13 protein-coding genes are annotated in these 16,112 nt (G+C 64.5%); 8 read left to right on the top strand and 5 right to left on the bottom strand.

What is annotated here, in order from left to right:
* Positions 1 to 15: 15 nt before the first annotated feature.
* The 3 genes from EJ076_RS13655 to EJ076_RS13645 are packed head-to-tail and all read right to left on the bottom strand — an operon-like array spanning position 16 to position 3,674.
* On the bottom strand, positions 16 to 1,323 hold the full coding sequence (locus tag EJ076_RS13655) for an aspartate aminotransferase family protein (RefSeq protein WP_164548634.1): 1,308 nt from the start codon (positions 1,321 to 1,323) through the stop codon (positions 16 to 18).
* On the bottom strand, positions 1,324 to 2,382 hold the full coding sequence (locus EJ076_RS13650; RefSeq protein WP_126068211.1) for a phosphotransferase: 1,059 nt from the start codon (positions 2,380 to 2,382) through the stop codon (positions 1,324 to 1,326).
* A complete protein-coding gene (locus EJ076_RS13645) occupies positions 2,379 to 3,674 on the bottom strand; it encodes an ArgE/DapE family deacylase (protein WP_164548843.1) in 1,296 nt (431 codons plus the stop codon). Before EJ076_RS13645 ends, EJ076_RS13650 begins: the two co-directional genes overlap by 4 nt.
* Positions 3,675 to 3,856: 182 nt before the next feature.
* Between EJ076_RS13645 and EJ076_RS13640 the strand changes: the two genes are divergently transcribed.
* From EJ076_RS13640 to EJ076_RS13605, 8 genes are all read left to right on the top strand, one after another.
* A complete protein-coding gene (locus tag EJ076_RS13640) occupies positions 3,857 to 4,552 on the top strand; it encodes a GNAT family N-acetyltransferase (RefSeq protein ID WP_245463045.1) in 696 nt (231 codons plus the stop codon).
* Positions 4,549 to 7,275: a LuxR C-terminal-related transcriptional regulator gene (locus EJ076_RS13635; RefSeq protein WP_126068209.1), complete on the top strand. Its 2,727-nt coding sequence runs from the start codon at positions 4,549 to 4,551 to the stop codon at positions 7,273 to 7,275. The genes EJ076_RS13640 and EJ076_RS13635 overlap by 4 nt, the downstream gene beginning before the upstream one ends.
* A gap of 83 nt (positions 7,276 to 7,358) precedes the next feature.
* The gene (locus EJ076_RS13630; protein ID WP_126068208.1) at positions 7,359 to 8,480 is read left to right on the top strand and encodes a class II histone deacetylase; all 1,122 of its coding nucleotides are present in this window, start codon (positions 7,359 to 7,361) and stop codon (positions 8,478 to 8,480) included.
* Positions 8,481 to 8,484: 4 nt separating this feature from the next.
* Entirely contained in the window at positions 8,485 to 9,336 is an 852-nt protein-coding gene (locus EJ076_RS13625; RefSeq protein ID WP_245463044.1) for a branched-chain amino acid ABC transporter permease, read from the top strand.
* Entirely contained in the window at positions 9,333 to 10,319 is a 987-nt protein-coding gene (locus tag EJ076_RS13620) for a branched-chain amino acid ABC transporter permease (protein WP_126068207.1), read from the top strand. The genes EJ076_RS13625 and EJ076_RS13620 overlap by 4 nt, the downstream gene beginning before the upstream one ends.
* A complete protein-coding gene (locus EJ076_RS13615; RefSeq protein WP_126068206.1) occupies positions 10,316 to 11,020 on the top strand; it encodes an ATP-binding cassette domain-containing protein in 705 nt (234 codons plus the stop codon). Before EJ076_RS13620 ends, EJ076_RS13615 begins: the two co-directional genes overlap by 4 nt.
* Before the next feature lie 2 nt (positions 11,021 to 11,022).
* Positions 11,023 to 11,724 carry an ABC transporter ATP-binding protein gene (locus tag EJ076_RS13610; protein ID WP_126068205.1) on the top strand — a complete coding sequence of 234 codons (702 nt, stop codon included), beginning with the start codon at positions 11,023 to 11,025 and terminating at the stop codon, positions 11,722 to 11,724.
* A 42-nt stretch (positions 11,725 to 11,766) separates the two neighbouring features.
* Positions 11,767 to 12,936, top strand: a complete 1,170-nt coding sequence (locus EJ076_RS13605; RefSeq protein ID WP_126068204.1) for a substrate-binding protein — start codon at positions 11,767 to 11,769, stop codon at positions 12,934 to 12,936.
* Between the two features lie 51 nt (positions 12,937 to 12,987).
* Here the strand turns inward: EJ076_RS13605 and EJ076_RS13600 are convergent, their stop codons facing one another.
* Both EJ076_RS13600 and EJ076_RS13595 read right to left on the bottom strand, forming a co-directional pair.
* On the bottom strand, positions 12,988 to 14,634 hold the full coding sequence (locus EJ076_RS13600) for an acetolactate synthase large subunit (protein ID WP_126068203.1): 1,647 nt from the start codon (positions 14,632 to 14,634) through the stop codon (positions 12,988 to 12,990).
* A gap of 84 nt (positions 14,635 to 14,718) precedes the next feature.
* Positions 14,719 to 16,056 carry an aromatic ring-hydroxylating dioxygenase subunit alpha gene (locus EJ076_RS13595; protein WP_164548633.1) on the bottom strand — a complete coding sequence of 446 codons (1,338 nt, stop codon included), beginning with the start codon at positions 16,054 to 16,056 and terminating at the stop codon, positions 14,719 to 14,721.
* Positions 16,057 to 16,112 lie beyond the last annotated feature (56 nt).

The following is a 16,112-nucleotide window of genomic DNA, read 5'->3' as shown; positions in this document are numbered from 1 at the left end:
CGCGGCCCGCTCCGATCACCAGTTCGACAGCGCGCGATCGAGCGTCTCGGCCAGTTGCTCGGCATTGTCCCTGGCAAACGGCAGTGGCGGCCTGATCTTCAGCACATTGCCGCGCGGACCGCAGGACGAGATCAGAACGCCGTCCTCGCGCATGGCATCGACGACCGCCGATGTCTTGGTAGCGGCCAGAGCCTCGTCGCCGTCCGCCGTCAGCTCGACACCGAAATAAAGGCCGTTGTGCCTGATATCGGCGACCGCGCCATGCCGGCTCTGCAGGGCGCGCAGCAGTTCACTCGTATAGGCGCCGACGTTGCGGGCATTCTCGATCAGTCCTTCGCCTTCGATCACCTCCAGAACGGCGATGCCGACGGCGGCCGCGACCGGATTGCCGCCGAATGTGTTGAAGTAGCCGGTGTTCGAACCGAAGGATGCGACAAGCTGCGGCCGCACCAGCACCGCGCCCATCGGATGCCCGTCGCCGATCGGTTTGCCCATCGTGACGATATCAGGCTCGATGCCATAATTGGCGAAGCCCCACATGCCCTGGCCAAGTCTTCCGAAGCCGGATTGAACCTCATCGGCGATGACAATGCCGCCGACCTTTCTGACGTGATCCGCCGCCTCGCGCATCACCTTCGCATCGGGAAAGAAAATACCGTCGCTGGAAAAGGCCGAGTCGAGAAGCAGCGCTGCCGGCCGGATATTTTTTGCGCGCATGTCCGCGATGGCGGCGGCAACATTTTTTGCGAAATCATGCACGGCACGGCCATGGTCGCGGAACGTGTCCGGCGCTGCCACGGTGCGATGCTGCGCGGGGACGCCCTTTGCTCCGACCGCCGCCGGTGACAGTTGCGCCGTCGCGATCGTGGCGCCGTGATAGGCGAAATCGGTGATGATTACCCCGGTGCCGCCGCTGGAATGCTGGGCGATGCGAATGGCGAGATCGTTGGCCTCGCTGCCGGTGCAGGTGAACATGGCATGGCCGAGATAGGCCGGAACGGTGCCTAGGAGTTTCTCCGCGTAGTCGAGGATGATCTCGCTGAGGTAGCGCGTATGCGTGTTGAGCGTCGCGGCCTGCCCCGACAGCGCCTCGACCACGCGCGGATGGCAGTGGCCGACCGAGGCGACGTTGTTGTAGGCGTCGAGGAATTTGCGGCCCTGGGCGTCGTAGAGCCACACACCGCTGCCGCGCACCAGATGGATCGGGTTGCGGTAGAAGGCGCGGTAGGTCGGCCCGAGCAGCCTGGCGCGGCGTTCAAGCAACGCGCGCTCCGATGCCGCATCGGCATTTGCAGGGTACGGCGAGGACTGGGACACGAGCATCTACTCCGGATTGGAATGGTCGAGAAAATAGCGGCGGGCATCCGCGGACGACAGCCCGTCCAGCCGTTCGAGCGAAGCCCACACCTCGGTGATGAGGCGCAGCACATAGTCGCGCTTGGCCGGGAACCGCTCGGCCTGCCAACTGGCGATGTTGGCGATGAGCGCGAGGCGAGCGCGGATCAGATCGAAGAGGATGCCGATCTCTTCCGCCTCAAGCGGCTGCACCGCTTGATAGCCGGCGACGAAGCGCGCGGCCGGCGCCAGTGGATGGTCTTCAGCCGGCCAGCGGTAGACGGCGCCGATGGCGAGGTCGCAGATCAGCGGCGAATGGATCATGTCGCCGAAATCGAGAATGCCGCTCACGACCTCCGGCCGCGAAGCATCCATCACCACATTGTAGGAATTCATGTCGTTGTGGACGATCTGGGCCCGCAGTTTCGGGATGACCGGCGCCGCATGCTCCTCGAAGCAGTCGATCGCGCGCTCGACCATCGCCCTCCGGCTCGGATCGGTGATGTGCGCCATCATCGGCCGTGTCTTGGCGACCTTGCGGATATCCCAGAGCAGGTCACTGCCGGCGGCCGGGTGGAAGAATCCGCGCAACGCCCGGCCGAGGCGGGCGAGGAAGATGCCGAGATTGCGATCCTGCGCCTCAGAAGTCGGCGAGCGCGACAGCAGCTGGCCTGGCAGATAAGTGACCAGCCGGATGATGCGCGTCGCCGATCCGGCGACGCTGATCGCAAACTGCGCCTCGCCCTCAAGGCTTTTGCGCACCGAGGGAACCGGCAAGGTTGGGTCGACCGCAAGGATGTGGTCGAGCGCCTTGTTCTGAAAATCGGTGAAGCCGGCCTCTTCCGCCGGGTGCGAAATCTTGAGGACGAACTCGCCCTCGCCGTCGGTCTGGACATGGAAGTTGTGGTCACGTTCGCCAGGCAGCGGACGCGCGGTGCCGGTGAGCCCGTAGTGCCGGCGAAGGATGGCGAGCGCGTCGGCCGTGGAGACATCAGGCGCGTCCTCGGCGAGCGTTTCGCCGAAGGCGTCTGGCACGGCCGCATTCATGGCCTAGCCTCGATAGGCTCGAGCCCGCACCAGTCGGCAATGAACAGCGCAATGGTCTGTGTGACCTTGCGCACCGAGTCGAGATCGACGGCCTCGTCATAGCCATGCGGCATGCGGCAGATCGGGCCGTAGACGATCGCCGGCGTGTCGGCATAGAGGCCGAAAAAGCGCGCATCCGTCGTCGCCGACGTGACGTGTTCCGTCAGCGGCTCGCCCCAGACGGCGGTATGGCTGCGGCGCAGCACCGCTTCCATCTCGTCGGCGCCCTCCAGCACATAGCCCTCGGCCATGAAGCCATTGTAGGTGAGGCTCGGCGGGCGGTTGGCCAGGAACGGGTCCGCGCGCGCCGCATCGGCGATGCAGGCTTTAAGCTCGGCCTTGGCGTCTTCGAGCCTCTGGCCGGGATAGGTGGCGACGCGCATCTCGAAGACACAGCGCGCCGGAACGCTCGATGTCCACTCGCCGCCTTCGATCTTGCCGAGGTTGAAGCGGATCGGGTGCGGGTGATCGTGGAAATGCTTGTCGTCGACCTTGCGCGCGTTCCAGACGATTTCGAGCTGCTTCAGTGCCTGGATGATGACGAAGGCCTTTTCGATGGCATTGGCGCCGGCCGAGAATGCACCCGACGCATGCTGCGGATCGCCGTCGACCTCGACCCGGAACCAGATCGGCCCGACCTGTGCCCGCATCAATCTCGGCTCCAGCGGTTCGGGAATGAAGGCGGCGTCGGCGCGGTAACCGCGCTGCAGGCAGGCGAGCGCGCCGTTGCCGGTGCACTCTTCCTCGACCACCGACTGGAGGTAAACGTTCGCGGCCGGCTGATAGCCGAGGCTGCGCAAGGCGGTCAGCGCATAGAGGCAGGCGGACAGGCCGGCCTTCATGTCGCCGGCGCCGCGGCCATGCATCCAGCCATCCTCGATCGCAGGATCATAGGGATCGCGCACCCAGCGGTCGAGCGGTCCTGTCGGCACGACATCGATATGGCCGTTGAGGATCAGCGAGCGGCCGGTCGCGTTTCGCGGCGTGTGGGTGGCAACGACATTGAAGGCGTCGTCATAGGAGACCGCCACGGGTGAAAAACCGGGCAGATCGCGAATCGCATCGACATCGACGCGCCACATGTCGACTGCATAGCCGTCAGCCTCGTAGGCAACCGCCATGAACGATTGTGCGGCATGTTCTTCGCCGCGTTGAGAGGGAAAGCGCACGAGGTCTTGCAGAAACGCGACCTGTCGCGCGAAGCCGTCATCGACCGCGCTGAGAATGGCCTCGTCCGCAATCCGCTCAGGCATCATATTCCGCTTTCATCTGGATGGTGTATCATATCTCATATGCCATTTCTGTGAAATGCAAGAGGCATACGGGCCGAAACGTCAGGCCAGAGCTTGCCGTTCGATGCCGCCACGCCGCTGGGGAGTTGGCATCGGATGCAGCAAGCCGATACTGCTGTCTGGAAGACATGACGGGGAATGCGTTGATCAGCGAAGACACGATGCCGGCCGAAATCACCGATCTCGCCATTGGCTACCGGCGCCTGCCGGCGGGCAAGCTCGCCAATGCGGTGACGTGGATGGAGGCGCGCGCCCCGCAGCCCGATCTCGCGCAACCTCTGGCGATGACCCGGATCACCATGCCCGACTGCGCTTCGTATCGGGCGGTCTTCCTCGAGATCGGCGCGCCCTGGCTGTGGGATCGCGCCTCCGAAATGTCCGACGCCGAGATCGCTGCGCATTTCGCCGACCCGCGCCAGCATCTCTACTACGGCTACGATGAAAGCGGCGCGCATCTCGGCATGGTCGAACTCTTCGTCGCCGACGGCTGCGAGATCGAGATCACCTATTTCGGCCTGTTTCCGTCCTTGACCGGCCGAGGGTTCGGCAAGCGGCTGATGGCCGGCGCACTGGATCTCGCATGGCGCCTCAACCCTAACCGTATCTGGCTGCACACAAGCAGCTTCGATCATCACAGCGTCATCGGTTTCTACAGCGCCTGCGGATTTGTGCCCTTCGCGACAGGATTTGAAATCGTCGACGATCCCCGGATCAAAGGTACTTTGCCGCGCGATGCCGCGCCGCAGATTCCGCTGATCGAAGCGGAGTGGAGCGACTGCAGCAATGGCAAGGGAGCCTCGTCCTCCCCGAAGAGCCGGCAGGTTGCGCGGCCTAGATGAGAACAGCTCCGCAATCTGTCAGCCAAGCGTCGCCGCACCATCGCCGATGGGTGCGCCGCGAGACCATTCTGTCGACGCTGGAGCGCCATATCGATACGCGCATCGTGCTGTTCGCCGCGCCGGCCGGCTTCGGCAAGTCGACGACGATGGCGCAATGGGCTGCGGAAGTCGCGCGCCACGGCCGGCTGACAGCATGGCTGTCCTGCGAGGCAACGGACAATGACGAAGGTGCCTTCCTGTCGCATCTGGTGGGCGCGCTGCGCCATCTGGTCCAGAGCCCGGCGGAACTCGACCTTGCCTTCCAGTCGAGCCCGATCCCGCAGCTCGACGTCGTGCTCGCAGCACTTGTGGCGGGTCTGGCGGCGCGCGAGGCTGACATCACACTATTCTTCGACGACTACCACGCCATCGAGGCGACGGCAGTGAAGCGGTTTATGGAGCGCCTGACCCGGCAGGCGCCGGCAAATGTTGCCTTCGTCATCGGCTCGCGCAGCCTTCCAGACCTGCAGCTTGGCAAGCTCAGGGTGCTTGGCGACGTCTTCGAAATCGGCCCCGACGATCTGCGTTTCGCTTCGTCCGAGGCCGAAGCCTTCTTCAATGAGAAGCTGGGCCTGAGCGTCAGCAGCGGCACGGTGGAGACCTTGTGCTCGCGCACCGAAGGATGGGCCGCCGGCCTGCAACTGGCCTCGCTCTCGCTGAGTGCCGCGCATGCACCAGAAACCGTCATCGGCAATTTCACTGGCGCCAACCGCAACGTCGCCGACTTCCTGATGGGGGAAGTGTTCCTGGAACTGCCGCCGGCAATCGCGAAGTTCCTGCTCTACAGTTCGATCTTCGAACGCTTCAGCGCCGAAGCCTGCCGGGCGGTGATGCGCGCGGCGGATGCAGAGGCGGCGATCACCGAAATCGAAACGCGCAACCTGTTCCTCGTCCCGCTCGACGAAGAGCGGCGCTGGTTCCGCTACCATCATCTGTTCCGCGATTTCCTCAGCCGCGAAATGGAACGGCGCGAACCGGAGATGATCGCGCCGCTGCATCTGGCGGCCGCCGAATGGTTCGGCGAGCGCAAGATGCTGAGAGAGGCGATCGGGCACGCGCTGGCCGCCGGCGACCAGGCCCGCGCGGCGGTGTTCGTCGAGAACAACGCGCTCGACCTCATCGCCCAATGCCAGCTTCTTTACGTGCGCCAGTTACTGGCACTTCTGCCGAGGAAGCTGATCGACCAGCGCATCCGGCTGCAGCTCGTGGTGCTGTGGCTGGCGGTGCACAGCAGCCAGCCCGAGATTGCTCAACAGACGCTGAGCAATGCGCGCAAGCTGGTCGAGACCGGACCGACTGACAGCAATGACCCGGGCACCATGACCGGCACAACCATCGAGGCCGAGCTGGTGGTCCTTGCCGCTGCCGTCCACAGCACGCTGGAGCAGTTCGATCAGGCGCGCGACACGGCACTTGCGGCCCTGCGCGTCATCGCGCCCGATGCCTGGTTCATGGAGGGCGCGACCGCCAATGTCATTGGCTACAATCTTTATGCGCTAGGTGACCTCGAAGGCGCGCGCGCCGCCATCGATGCGGCGCGACGAGCGCATGAGCGCAGCGGCAGCCTGCTCGGCGTCACCATTGCCAATTGCTACATGGCCGTCGTCGAGCGTTCGGCGGGCCGCTTGCCGGCCGCCGAGCGGCTGCTGCGCAACGCCATCATCGAGGCCAGGGCGCGGATCGGTGCTAATTCCTATGCCGAGGCCCTGGCCGGAACGCTGCTTGCCGAACTCGCCTACGAGACCAATGCGTCGAGCGAAGCGCTGACCCTGGTCGAGAATCTAGGACCGCAGATCGAGGGTGCGGCGGTCATCGTCTATCCCCTGGCCAGCGTGCCGACCTATGCCCGCGTGCTGCAGCTGACCGGTCGCACCGAAGCGGCACTGGACATGCTGGAGCGCGTCTATCAACGCGTGCACGGCACAGTGTATCGCCGCCTGGCATCGATGATCATGCATGACCGCATACGCGTGCTGCTCGACCAGAACCGCAATACCGAGGCGCGCGCGCTGCTGACCGAGCATCGCGGCGAAGAGACCGAGGCGTCGATGGTCATCACCACCGCCAACGAGTTCGAATTCTTCGCAGAGGGCCGCCTGCTGACGGCCGAGAAATCCTATGCCGATGCAGCGGGGGTTTTCGATGCGCTTCTGGAGCGCACGAAAACCAGCGGGCGCATGCGCCGCCATATATTAGCACTGATCCTGCGCGCCAAGGCGGCCAGCGCCGCCCACGATCCGCGCGAGGCCGACCGCACTCTGCTCGACGCGCTGCGACTCGCACAACCCTCTGGCTTCATCCGCTCCTTCGTCGACGAAGGACGGCCAATCGTCGAAGGGTTGATGCGGCTGCGTGCGGCTCAGGCAAAGACCGATCCCGCGCTGTCAGCCTATGCGACGCGCATCATCGACGCCGCGCAGACAATGCCCGTGGCGACGCGCAAGCTGGCCGCACCAGCCGCTGAGAAGGAACAGCTCACCCAGCGCGAGGCCGAACTGCTGCGCTATCTCGCCGAGGGTATGTCCAACCGCGATATCGCCCTTGCGTTGTCGGTGAGCGAAACCACGGTGAAATGGCATCTGAAGAACATTTTCGGCAAGCTGGCGGTGACCAACCGGGTCCAGGCTGTGCGCGCCGCGCAAGGGTCCGCAGGCGCCCATACCCCTCCGAAAGGAGGGGCATAGATAACAGGCACAACCCCTCTTTCGGGTCGGGCCACATGATCGTTAGCCTGCTAGCGTCACCTGGTTTTTAGAGGACGCTGCGGATGGCGACAGGCTACGTTTTTCACGAACAGCTGATGTGGCATGACACCGGCTCCAGCGCCGACATGATGCCTCCCGGCCGTTTCGTGGAACCCGGCCGCCATCTGGAATCCCCCGGCTCGAAGCGCCGGCTCAACAACCTCATCCAGGTCAGCGGCCTGTCGCGCCACCTGGTGCCGATCATCCCCGAGCCGGTCTCGGTCGAGGACCTGCTGCGCGTGCACACGCAACGCCATGTCGACGATATCCGTATGCTCAGTGAGCGCGGCTCCGGTTTCGCCGGGCCGCAGGCGCCGATCGGTCTCAACAGTTTCGACATCGCGCTGCTGTCGGCCGGCACCACCTATGCCGCCATGCGCGCCGTGCTGACCGGCCGCGTCGACAACGCCTATGCGCTGGCGCGACCGCCGGGACACCATGCCGAACCCGACCAGGCGATGGGCAACTGCCTGTTCTCCAACATCGGCGTCGCTGTCCGCCGGCTGCAGCATGAAGGCTTGCTCGGCCGCGCGGCGATAGTCGACTGGGATGTGCATCACGGCAACGGCACCGAGACGGTGTTCTATTCCGACCCGTCGGTGCTGACCATTTCCCTGCATCAGGACAATCTCTACCCGACCGGGCGCGGTGCGCTGGCCGACAACGGGAAAGATGCTGGCGAAGGCTACAACATCAACATCCCGCTGCCGGCCGGCAGCGGTACCGGCGCCTATGAAGCAACCTTCGACCGCGTCGTCGCCCCGGCGCTGCGCGCCTACAGACCGGATCTCGTCATCGTCGCCTCCGGCTTCGACGCGTCAGGCTTCGATCCGCTCGGCCGCATGATGCTCAACAGCGAATGCTTCCGGCGGCTCGCCGCGCGGATGGTGGCGCTGGCTGCCGAGACCTCGCAAGGGCGCCTGATCATGACCCATGAAGGCGGCTATTCGGAAGGCTATGTGCCGTTCTGCGGCCATGCCGTTATCGAGACGCTGGCCAATCACCGCACCGAGGTGGTCGACCCGCTGTCGGACCATATCGACGAATGGGCCGGGCAGGATCTGCAGCCGCACCAGGCAGCGGTGATCGATGCCGCCGAAGCCCTGCTCGCCGGCCTGCGCCAACGCCTCGCCAGCGCGGCCTGACGCGATGGATTTTCTCATCACCACGCTTCTCAATGCGCTGACGCTGATCAGCATCCTGATGCTGGTCGGGCTCGGGCTGGCGATCAGCTTCGGGCTGATGAACGTGACCAACCTGGCGCATGGCGAGTTCGTCACCGTCGGCGCCTTCGCGGTCTATTTCGTGCAGAGCATGGGCGGCTCGTTCTGGCTGGGATTGGCCGCGGCGCCCATCGCCGGCGCGGTGGTCGGCTGTATCCTCGAATTCGCCATCATCCGCCACCTCTATTCGCGGCCGGTCTCGACGGTGCTTGCCACCTGGGGCGTCAGCCTGATCCTGCAGCAAGGGCTGGAACTGACCTTCGGCCTCGGCGCCAAGCCGGTGACGCCGCCGATCGAGGGCACGCTCGACCTCTTCTTCACCGTCTACCCAGCCTACCGGCTGATCCTGATCGGCATCGCCATGCTGACCCTGCTCGGCGTCATCCTGCTGATCAGCCGCACGTCCTTCGGTCTCGACATCCGCACCGTTATCCAGAATCGCGAGATGGCCGAGGGCGTCGGCATCAACACAAGGCGCACCTACGCTATTGCCTTCACCTTCGGTGCGGCCATCGCCGGCCTCGCTGGCGGGCTGGTCGCACCGCTGGCGATCGTGCTGCCGCAGATGGGGGTGAACTATCTCGCCAACGCGTTCTTCGTCGTCATTGTCGGCGGCGTCGGCTCGATCGGCGGCCTCGTCGCCGGCAGCGTCTTTGTCGGCGGGCTGACCAGCGTCCTCAACTACCAGATCTCGCCGTCACTGGCGCAGGCGATCGTGCTGCTGGCGGCCATCGTCGTGTCTGCGGCCCAACGGCCTGTTCAACGGGCATCGCGATGATCGCCCGTGACCGCAACTGGCTGCTGATCTTCGCCGTCTGCGTGGCGCTCGCGGTCGTCTATCCCCTCTTTGCCGATGGCTATCAGCTGACGGTGATCCGCGACGCTCTGATCTTCGGCCTGTTCGCGGCGAGCCTCGACTTCTTCTGGGGCCGCACCGGCATCCTGTGTTTCGGCCACGCCGCCTTTTTCGGCATTGGCGGCTACATCATGGCGCTGGTCACGCTCAATGACGCCATCCCCTTCGGAAGCCTGCTCGGCATCATCGGTGCGGTGGCGGGAGCAGCCTTCGTCGCCGCCATCATCGGCTACTTCCTGTTCTTCGGCGGCATTCGTGGCAGCTATTTCACCATCGTCACGCTGGCCATGGGTGTCATCTGCCAGCAGGCCGCGGTCTCGTGGAGCTCTGTCACCGGCGGCGACAGCGGCTTGATCGGCATCCCGCCGATCGAGTTCGATCTTGGCGGCCTGCATGTCGATCTGAGCCAAGACCTACCCTCCTATATCTTCGTCTCGGCCATCGTCGCAGTGGCCGTGCTGGCGCTGTGGTCGATCAGTCGTGGCCGCTGGGGCACGGTGCTCACCGCCATCCAGGACAATGAAGTCAGGGCAGCAGCGCTCGGCCACAATGCGCCGTTGCGGTTGCTCGTGACCTTCGTCCTGTCAGCGGCGATCGCCGGACTTGCCGGCGCCCTTTATGTCTGCATGGCAGGGCTGGTGGCGCCCGACCTTTCCGGGCTGCTTCTGTCGACGGAAGTCATCGTCTGGGTGGCTGTCGGCGGGCGCGGCACGCTGCTTGGGCCGGTGCTAGGCGCCATCTTCATCCAACGAGCACAGCAGACGATCAGCAGCTTCAACCCAAGCCTGTGGCCGCTATTGCTCGGCTGCGTCTTCGTCATCATCGTCTTCGTCCTGCCGGACGGCATCCTGTCGATCTACGCGCGGCTGAAAGGCCTGTTCAAAGGCGGGAGGCGCGCGCAATGAGCGACGTCCTGCTCCAGGCCAAGAATGTCGGCATCCGCTTTGGCGGACTTCAGGCGCTGGAGGCGCTCGATCTCACCGTGCACGACAAGGAGCTTTGCTGCATCATCGGGCCGAACGGCGCAGGCAAGAGCACCTTCCTCAACGTGCTGACCGGCACGCTGCGCCCGACCAGCGGCAGCGTGCGCTTCCTCGGCCGCGACATCGCCGGCTTGCCGCTGCATCGCATCGCCCGGCTCGGTATCGCGCGAAAATTCCAGATCCCGTCCGTCTTCCCGAGCCTCTCGGTGGAAGACAATCTGAAAGTCGCTCGGTGGGGCGCGCCCTCGCCTGTGCGCCCGGTTGGCGAACTGCTGGAACTGGTCGCGCTGACCAACCGTGCCGCGACGCTGGCTGGCGAACTCGCGCATGGCCAGAAGCAATGGCTGGAGATCGGCATGGCGCTGGCGATCGAGCCACGGCTGCTGCTGCTCGACGAGCCGACCGCCGGCATGACGCCGCAGGAGACGCTGGCAACGGCCGAGATGCTGCTGCGGCTGAAGGGCGAATTCTCGATCGTCGCGGTCGAACACGACATCCGTTTCGTGCGGGCGCTGAATTGCGAGACGCTGGTGCTGCATCAGGGACGCCGGCTGCGCAGTGGTCCTTTCCACGACATCGAGGCCGACGAGATGGTCCGCGACGTCTATCTGGGGAGGCGCTGACCATGCTGCGGACATTAGCGATTTCGGCCGGCTACGGCCTGCTCCCAGTGCTGAACGGCATCGATCTCAGGGTCGCGCCCGGCGAAGTCGTCGGCCTGCTCGGCCGCAACGGCGCCGGCAAGACGACGCTGCTGCGCGTCATCGCCGGCGGCTTGCGGGCGAGCGGCGGTGCGGTGGTTCTCGGCGACCAGGACCTCACGAACGCACCCGCCTTCCGCCGCGCGCGGGCGGGCATCGCGCATGTGCCGCAGGGCCGCGGCATCTTCAATCAGTTGACGGTGCGGCAAAACCTGGAAGTTGGCACCCGCGCCGCCAAGGACCGTGGCGACGACGGCATTCCGGCCGACATCTTCGGCTATTTTCCGATCCTGCGCGAACGCGAAGCGCAGGTCGCCGGCACGCTTTCGGGCGGCCAGCAGCAGATGCTGGCGATCGGCCGCGCCTTGTGCGGCCTGCCGTCGGTGCTGCTGCTCGACGAGCCCTCGGAAGGCATTCAGCCGAACATCGTGCAGTCGATCGCCGAGCTGGTGCCGCGCATCGCCCGCGAACGCGGCATCGCGATCGTTCTGGTCGAGCAGAATCTCGATCTCGTTCTCAAGGCATCGGACCGCTGTCTGGTGATGGAGAAGGGCAGGATCGTCCATGAAGGCGCGCCGGAGGCGTTCGCCGACGAGACCCTGCTGAAGGACCTGTTGGCTTTGTAAGGCGTGCATGGGGCGCGCCTGGGACTAGAAGGGAACACAACAATGATAAGCAGAAGAACTGTCTTGAAATCCGGCGGCGCCGCGGCCGCCTTTGCCATGGTCGGCGCGCCGTCAATCCTGCGCGCCGCAGACACTGTCAAGGTCGGCCTGTCGATCCCGATCACCGGGCTGCAGGCGATCCTCGGCGAGACGCTGCTCAATTGCTACAAGCTCGCCGCCGCCGAACTCAACGCCGCCAACGGTATTGGCGGGCGCCAGGTCGAGCTCATCATCGAAGACAACCAGACCACCACCAAGGGCTCCATCGACAAGGCGCGCAAGCTCATCAACGAAGACAAGGCCGACGTAATCATGGGCACGATCATTTCGCCCGAGCGCAGCGCGACGCTCTCGGTCACCTCAAAGGCCAAGAAGCTGTTCTTCTATCCGACCAATTTCGAAGGCGGCGAATGCAACCGCTACTTCGTCGCCACCGGCCCGATCCCGATGCAGCAGGTCGATCCGATGATGCCGTGGGTGGCCGAGAACCTGGGCAAGACCATCTATGTCATGGCCTCGGACTATGCCTGGCCGCAGAAGATGACCGAGGCGATCACGGCGGCCTATGAAAAGGCTGGCGGCAAGATCATCGGTGCCGACTACTATCCGTTCGGCACCACCGATTTCGGCCCGGCCTTCCAGAAGATCAAGTCGCTGAAGCCCGATGTCGTCTGGTCGATGGTGGTCGGCAACGACGCCGTCACCCAGCTCAAGCAGTATCGCAGCTTCGACATCAAGCAGCCGCTGATCGCGCCGCTCGACGAGGTCTTCAACAAGGACGCACTGCCGCCCGGCGTGGCGGCCGGCACCTACGCGCCGCAACCCTACTGGATGGCGCTCGACAACCCGGTCAACAAGAAGTTCATCTCGAGCTTCCGCGAAAAGTTCGGCCAGGAAAAGATGGTCAACGGCATCGGCGAAGCCGGCTACAACGGCCTGCATCTCTACGCGCTGGCCGCCGAGAAGGCCGGATCGCTGAAGGACGACGATGTACTTAAGGCGCTCCCGTCGATCGAGTTCGACGCGCCGCAAGGCAAGATCCGCGTCGACGCCACCAACAACCACACGCTCTGCCATTCCTATGTCGGCAAGGCGGCGGGCGACGGCATCAGCTACGAGATCGTCAAGGATTTCGGCACCATCGCGCCGGTAACGCCTTATTGCAAGGTCTAGGCGCTTCGGCACCAGTTCCAGGCAATCCTGACGGCGGCATTGTTGCCGCCATCAGGATGCTTGGGGCGCTGGGAGCCGCTCGCGCAACTCGTCGACAAGCACCCTGATGTTCTCGGAATAATCGATGGGCACGACGACGAGATGCACGCCGCCGCCGGTGAAGGCCTGTTCCAGCGCGGGCCGCAATTCGGCGATCGCGCCAACTCTGGTCCCCTTGGCGCCATAGGCCTCGGCGTATTTCACGAAGTCGGGATTGCCGAAGGTCATGCCGAAATCCGGAAACTCGTCGACCGCCTGCTTCCAGCGTATCATGCCGTAGGCGTGGTCCTCGAGCAGCAGGACGACGAGGTTGAGCTTGAGCCTGACGGCGGTCTCCAATTCCTGGCTGTTCATCATGAAGCCGCCATCGCCGCAGATGGCCATGACACGGCGCTGCGGATAGAGCAGTGCCGCCATCATCGCCGACGGCAAGCCTGCGCCCATGGTGGCCAGTGCATTGTCGAGCAGGATCGTGTTTGCCATGCGCGTCCGGTAGTTGCGCGCGAACCAGATCTTGTACATGCCGTTGTCGAGGGCGAGGATCCCGTCGGCCGGCATCACGGCGCGCACGTCATGCACGATGCGCTGCGGCGTGAAGCGATCTTCGGTGGCGCGCGCGGCGATCCGACTCAAAATACCTTCACGCAGCGGCAGCAAAGCCTGCGCGTTGGGGATGTTGCCCTCGATGCGGTCCGCCAGCAGCTTGAGCGAAGGGCCGAGGTCGCCGACAATCTCCGCTTGCGGGAAATAGACCTGCTCGACATCCGCGGACTGATAGCCGACATGGATGACTTCAGGCCCCTTGGCGCCCATGATGAAGGGCGGTTTCTCGACCGTGTCGTGGCCGATGGTGATGATCAAATCGGCCTGCTCTATGGCCTCGTGCACATAGTCGCGCTCCGAAAGGGCTGCCGTTCCCATGTAGAGCTCGGTGCCGCCGGGCACGGTGCCCTTGCCCATCTGCGTGGTGAAATAGGGAATTTGCGTGCGCAGCACGAACTGGGCGACATCGGGGGTCACGCGCGGCCGCGACGCCGCCGCGCCGAACATCAACAGCGGACGCTCGGCTTCCATGATCATACGGGCGGCGCGATCAAGCGCGCCCGGGCTGGCCAGCGGCAGTTCGACCGGGTGCGTCGGCACCAGTGCGATCGGCTCGCACTCCGCAGCCGCAATATCTTCCGGCAGTTCCAGATGCACGGGGCCGGGACGCTCTTCCTGGGCGACGCGAAAAGCTTCGCGCACCAGCGAGGGGATCATCTTCGGTGAGACGATCTGGCGCGACAGCTTGGTCAGCGGCTTCATCGCCGCGACGATGTCGACGATCTGGAAGCGAGCCTGCCGGGATGACAGGATGCCCTTCTGGCCGGTGATCATGATCATCGGCATCGCGCCGAGCAGCGCATAGGCCGAGCCGGTCGTCAGATTGAGCGCGCCGGGGCCAAGCGTGGTGATGCAGACGCCTGCCTTGCCGGTGAGCCGGCCATAGGTGGCGGCCATGAAGGCGGCTGCCTGCTCGTGGCGGGTCAGGATCAGCTGGATCGACGAGCGGCGGATCGATTCGACGATGTCGAGATTTTCTTCGCCCGGAATGCCGAAAATCCGTTCGACCCCTTCGTTCTCGAGGGCCGCGACGAACAGATCCGAACCTTTGGTCATGACCACCTCTCCCGCAACATTCCGTCGGCCACCTTCATATGGCATCGGAATGCGACGCCTCAAAGAGGCGTTTTCAGCCGCAGGTCAGAGCCGCGTATTGCAGCTCGCCGCTTTCGGCGACGCGAAAAGCTCCTTCGGCGCGGGCCACTGGCTGAGCGGTGCGCCGCGCGTGCCGGTGATCAGCGAACGCAGCTCCGACAGATAGGTCTGCACGAAGAACGAGGTCTGGCTTTCCAGCGGCGTGTAGGGACCCGGCCGGTAGGCGCGCGACATGATGCCGTCGGCATTGTCCTCGGTGATCTTCTTGTCCTGCACCGTGGTGACGTCCCACATCCAGCTGATCGCATCGGCGTCGACGTCGCCATCGGCATCCCTGTCGACAAGCCAGGTCAGGATGACGTCGGTTTCCGTGGCGCTGCGCGGTATCATCTGGAACAGCGTGACATAGTCATTGGCAGCACTTGCAAACGACAGGCGCCCGAGGCGGAAGCCGCTTTCGCCGCCATCATAGGCGTGACGGCCGCCCATCAGGCGTGACACCGCTTGGCCGGTATTGGACAGCGTGTTGCGGCCGGAGCCGATCGGCTTGCGGTGCATGGCAAACGGCATCGTGTCGAGGTCGCCGGCCTGCCATGCGCCCTTGTGGAACTCGGCATCGCCGATGACGCTGTGCCAGGCCTCGATTTCGTTCTGCCACTCGACCGCCTTGTCGGCGTCGCGGGTCGCGGTCACTTTGACATGGCCGTTGACGCGGTAATATTCGGGATGAGCCGGCCGGCAGTGATAGCATTCGAGGAAGTTCTCGAGCACCAGCTTCCAGTTCGCCTTGGTCAGATAATTCTTGCGCGCGACGATGCGTGCACGGTCGAGGCCGTTTTCGCGCAAGCCGCCCGTCAGCCCGTCCGCGACAGGCTGGATATCGGGCAACGAATTGGCATCGAGGCCGCAGAACACGAGGCCGCCGAAATGCTTGCAGGGCACGCGGTGCAGTCCCAGCGCTTCCGGATCGACGCTTGCCGGTAGATCCTGCCGTGACTTCAGTTCGCCGGTCAGCCTGAACGACCAGGCATGATAGGGGCAGACCAGAAGCTTGCCGCGACCGTCCTTGGCGCAGAGCCGCGAGCCGCGATGGGTGCAGACATTGTAGTAGGCCGCGATGTCCTCCTCGCCGTCGCCGAAGCGCACGACGATGATCTCCTCGTCAAAAAGCTGGCGCACGATGTAGCGGCCCTTTTCGGGGACCTCGCTGGCATGGGCGACAAGCATCCATTGGCGCGGAAACCACAAGTCCCGTTCCAACGCGAAGATCGCCGGATCCGCATAGAAGGCCTGTTCCAGCGACCAGTCCGGACGTTGCCGGTCGATCAGCCTGACGGTCTCGCTTCTGTCGATAGGCTGGCTGTTCGATGTGTAGGCCTGCACGGCAAACACCTTTCTGCTCGCTGGCGTTAGGATGATGTTTCGATAGAGTGTGCGAT

Origin of the sequence: Mesorhizobium sp. M7D.F.Ca.US.005.01.1.1 (assembly GCF_003952545.1) — a bacterium.
Classification (GTDB): Bacteria; Pseudomonadota; Alphaproteobacteria; order Rhizobiales; family Rhizobiaceae; genus Mesorhizobium; species Mesorhizobium loti.
Note: the sequence above shows the minus strand (reverse complement) of the source record. Positions and strands in the feature narration are given on the sequence as shown.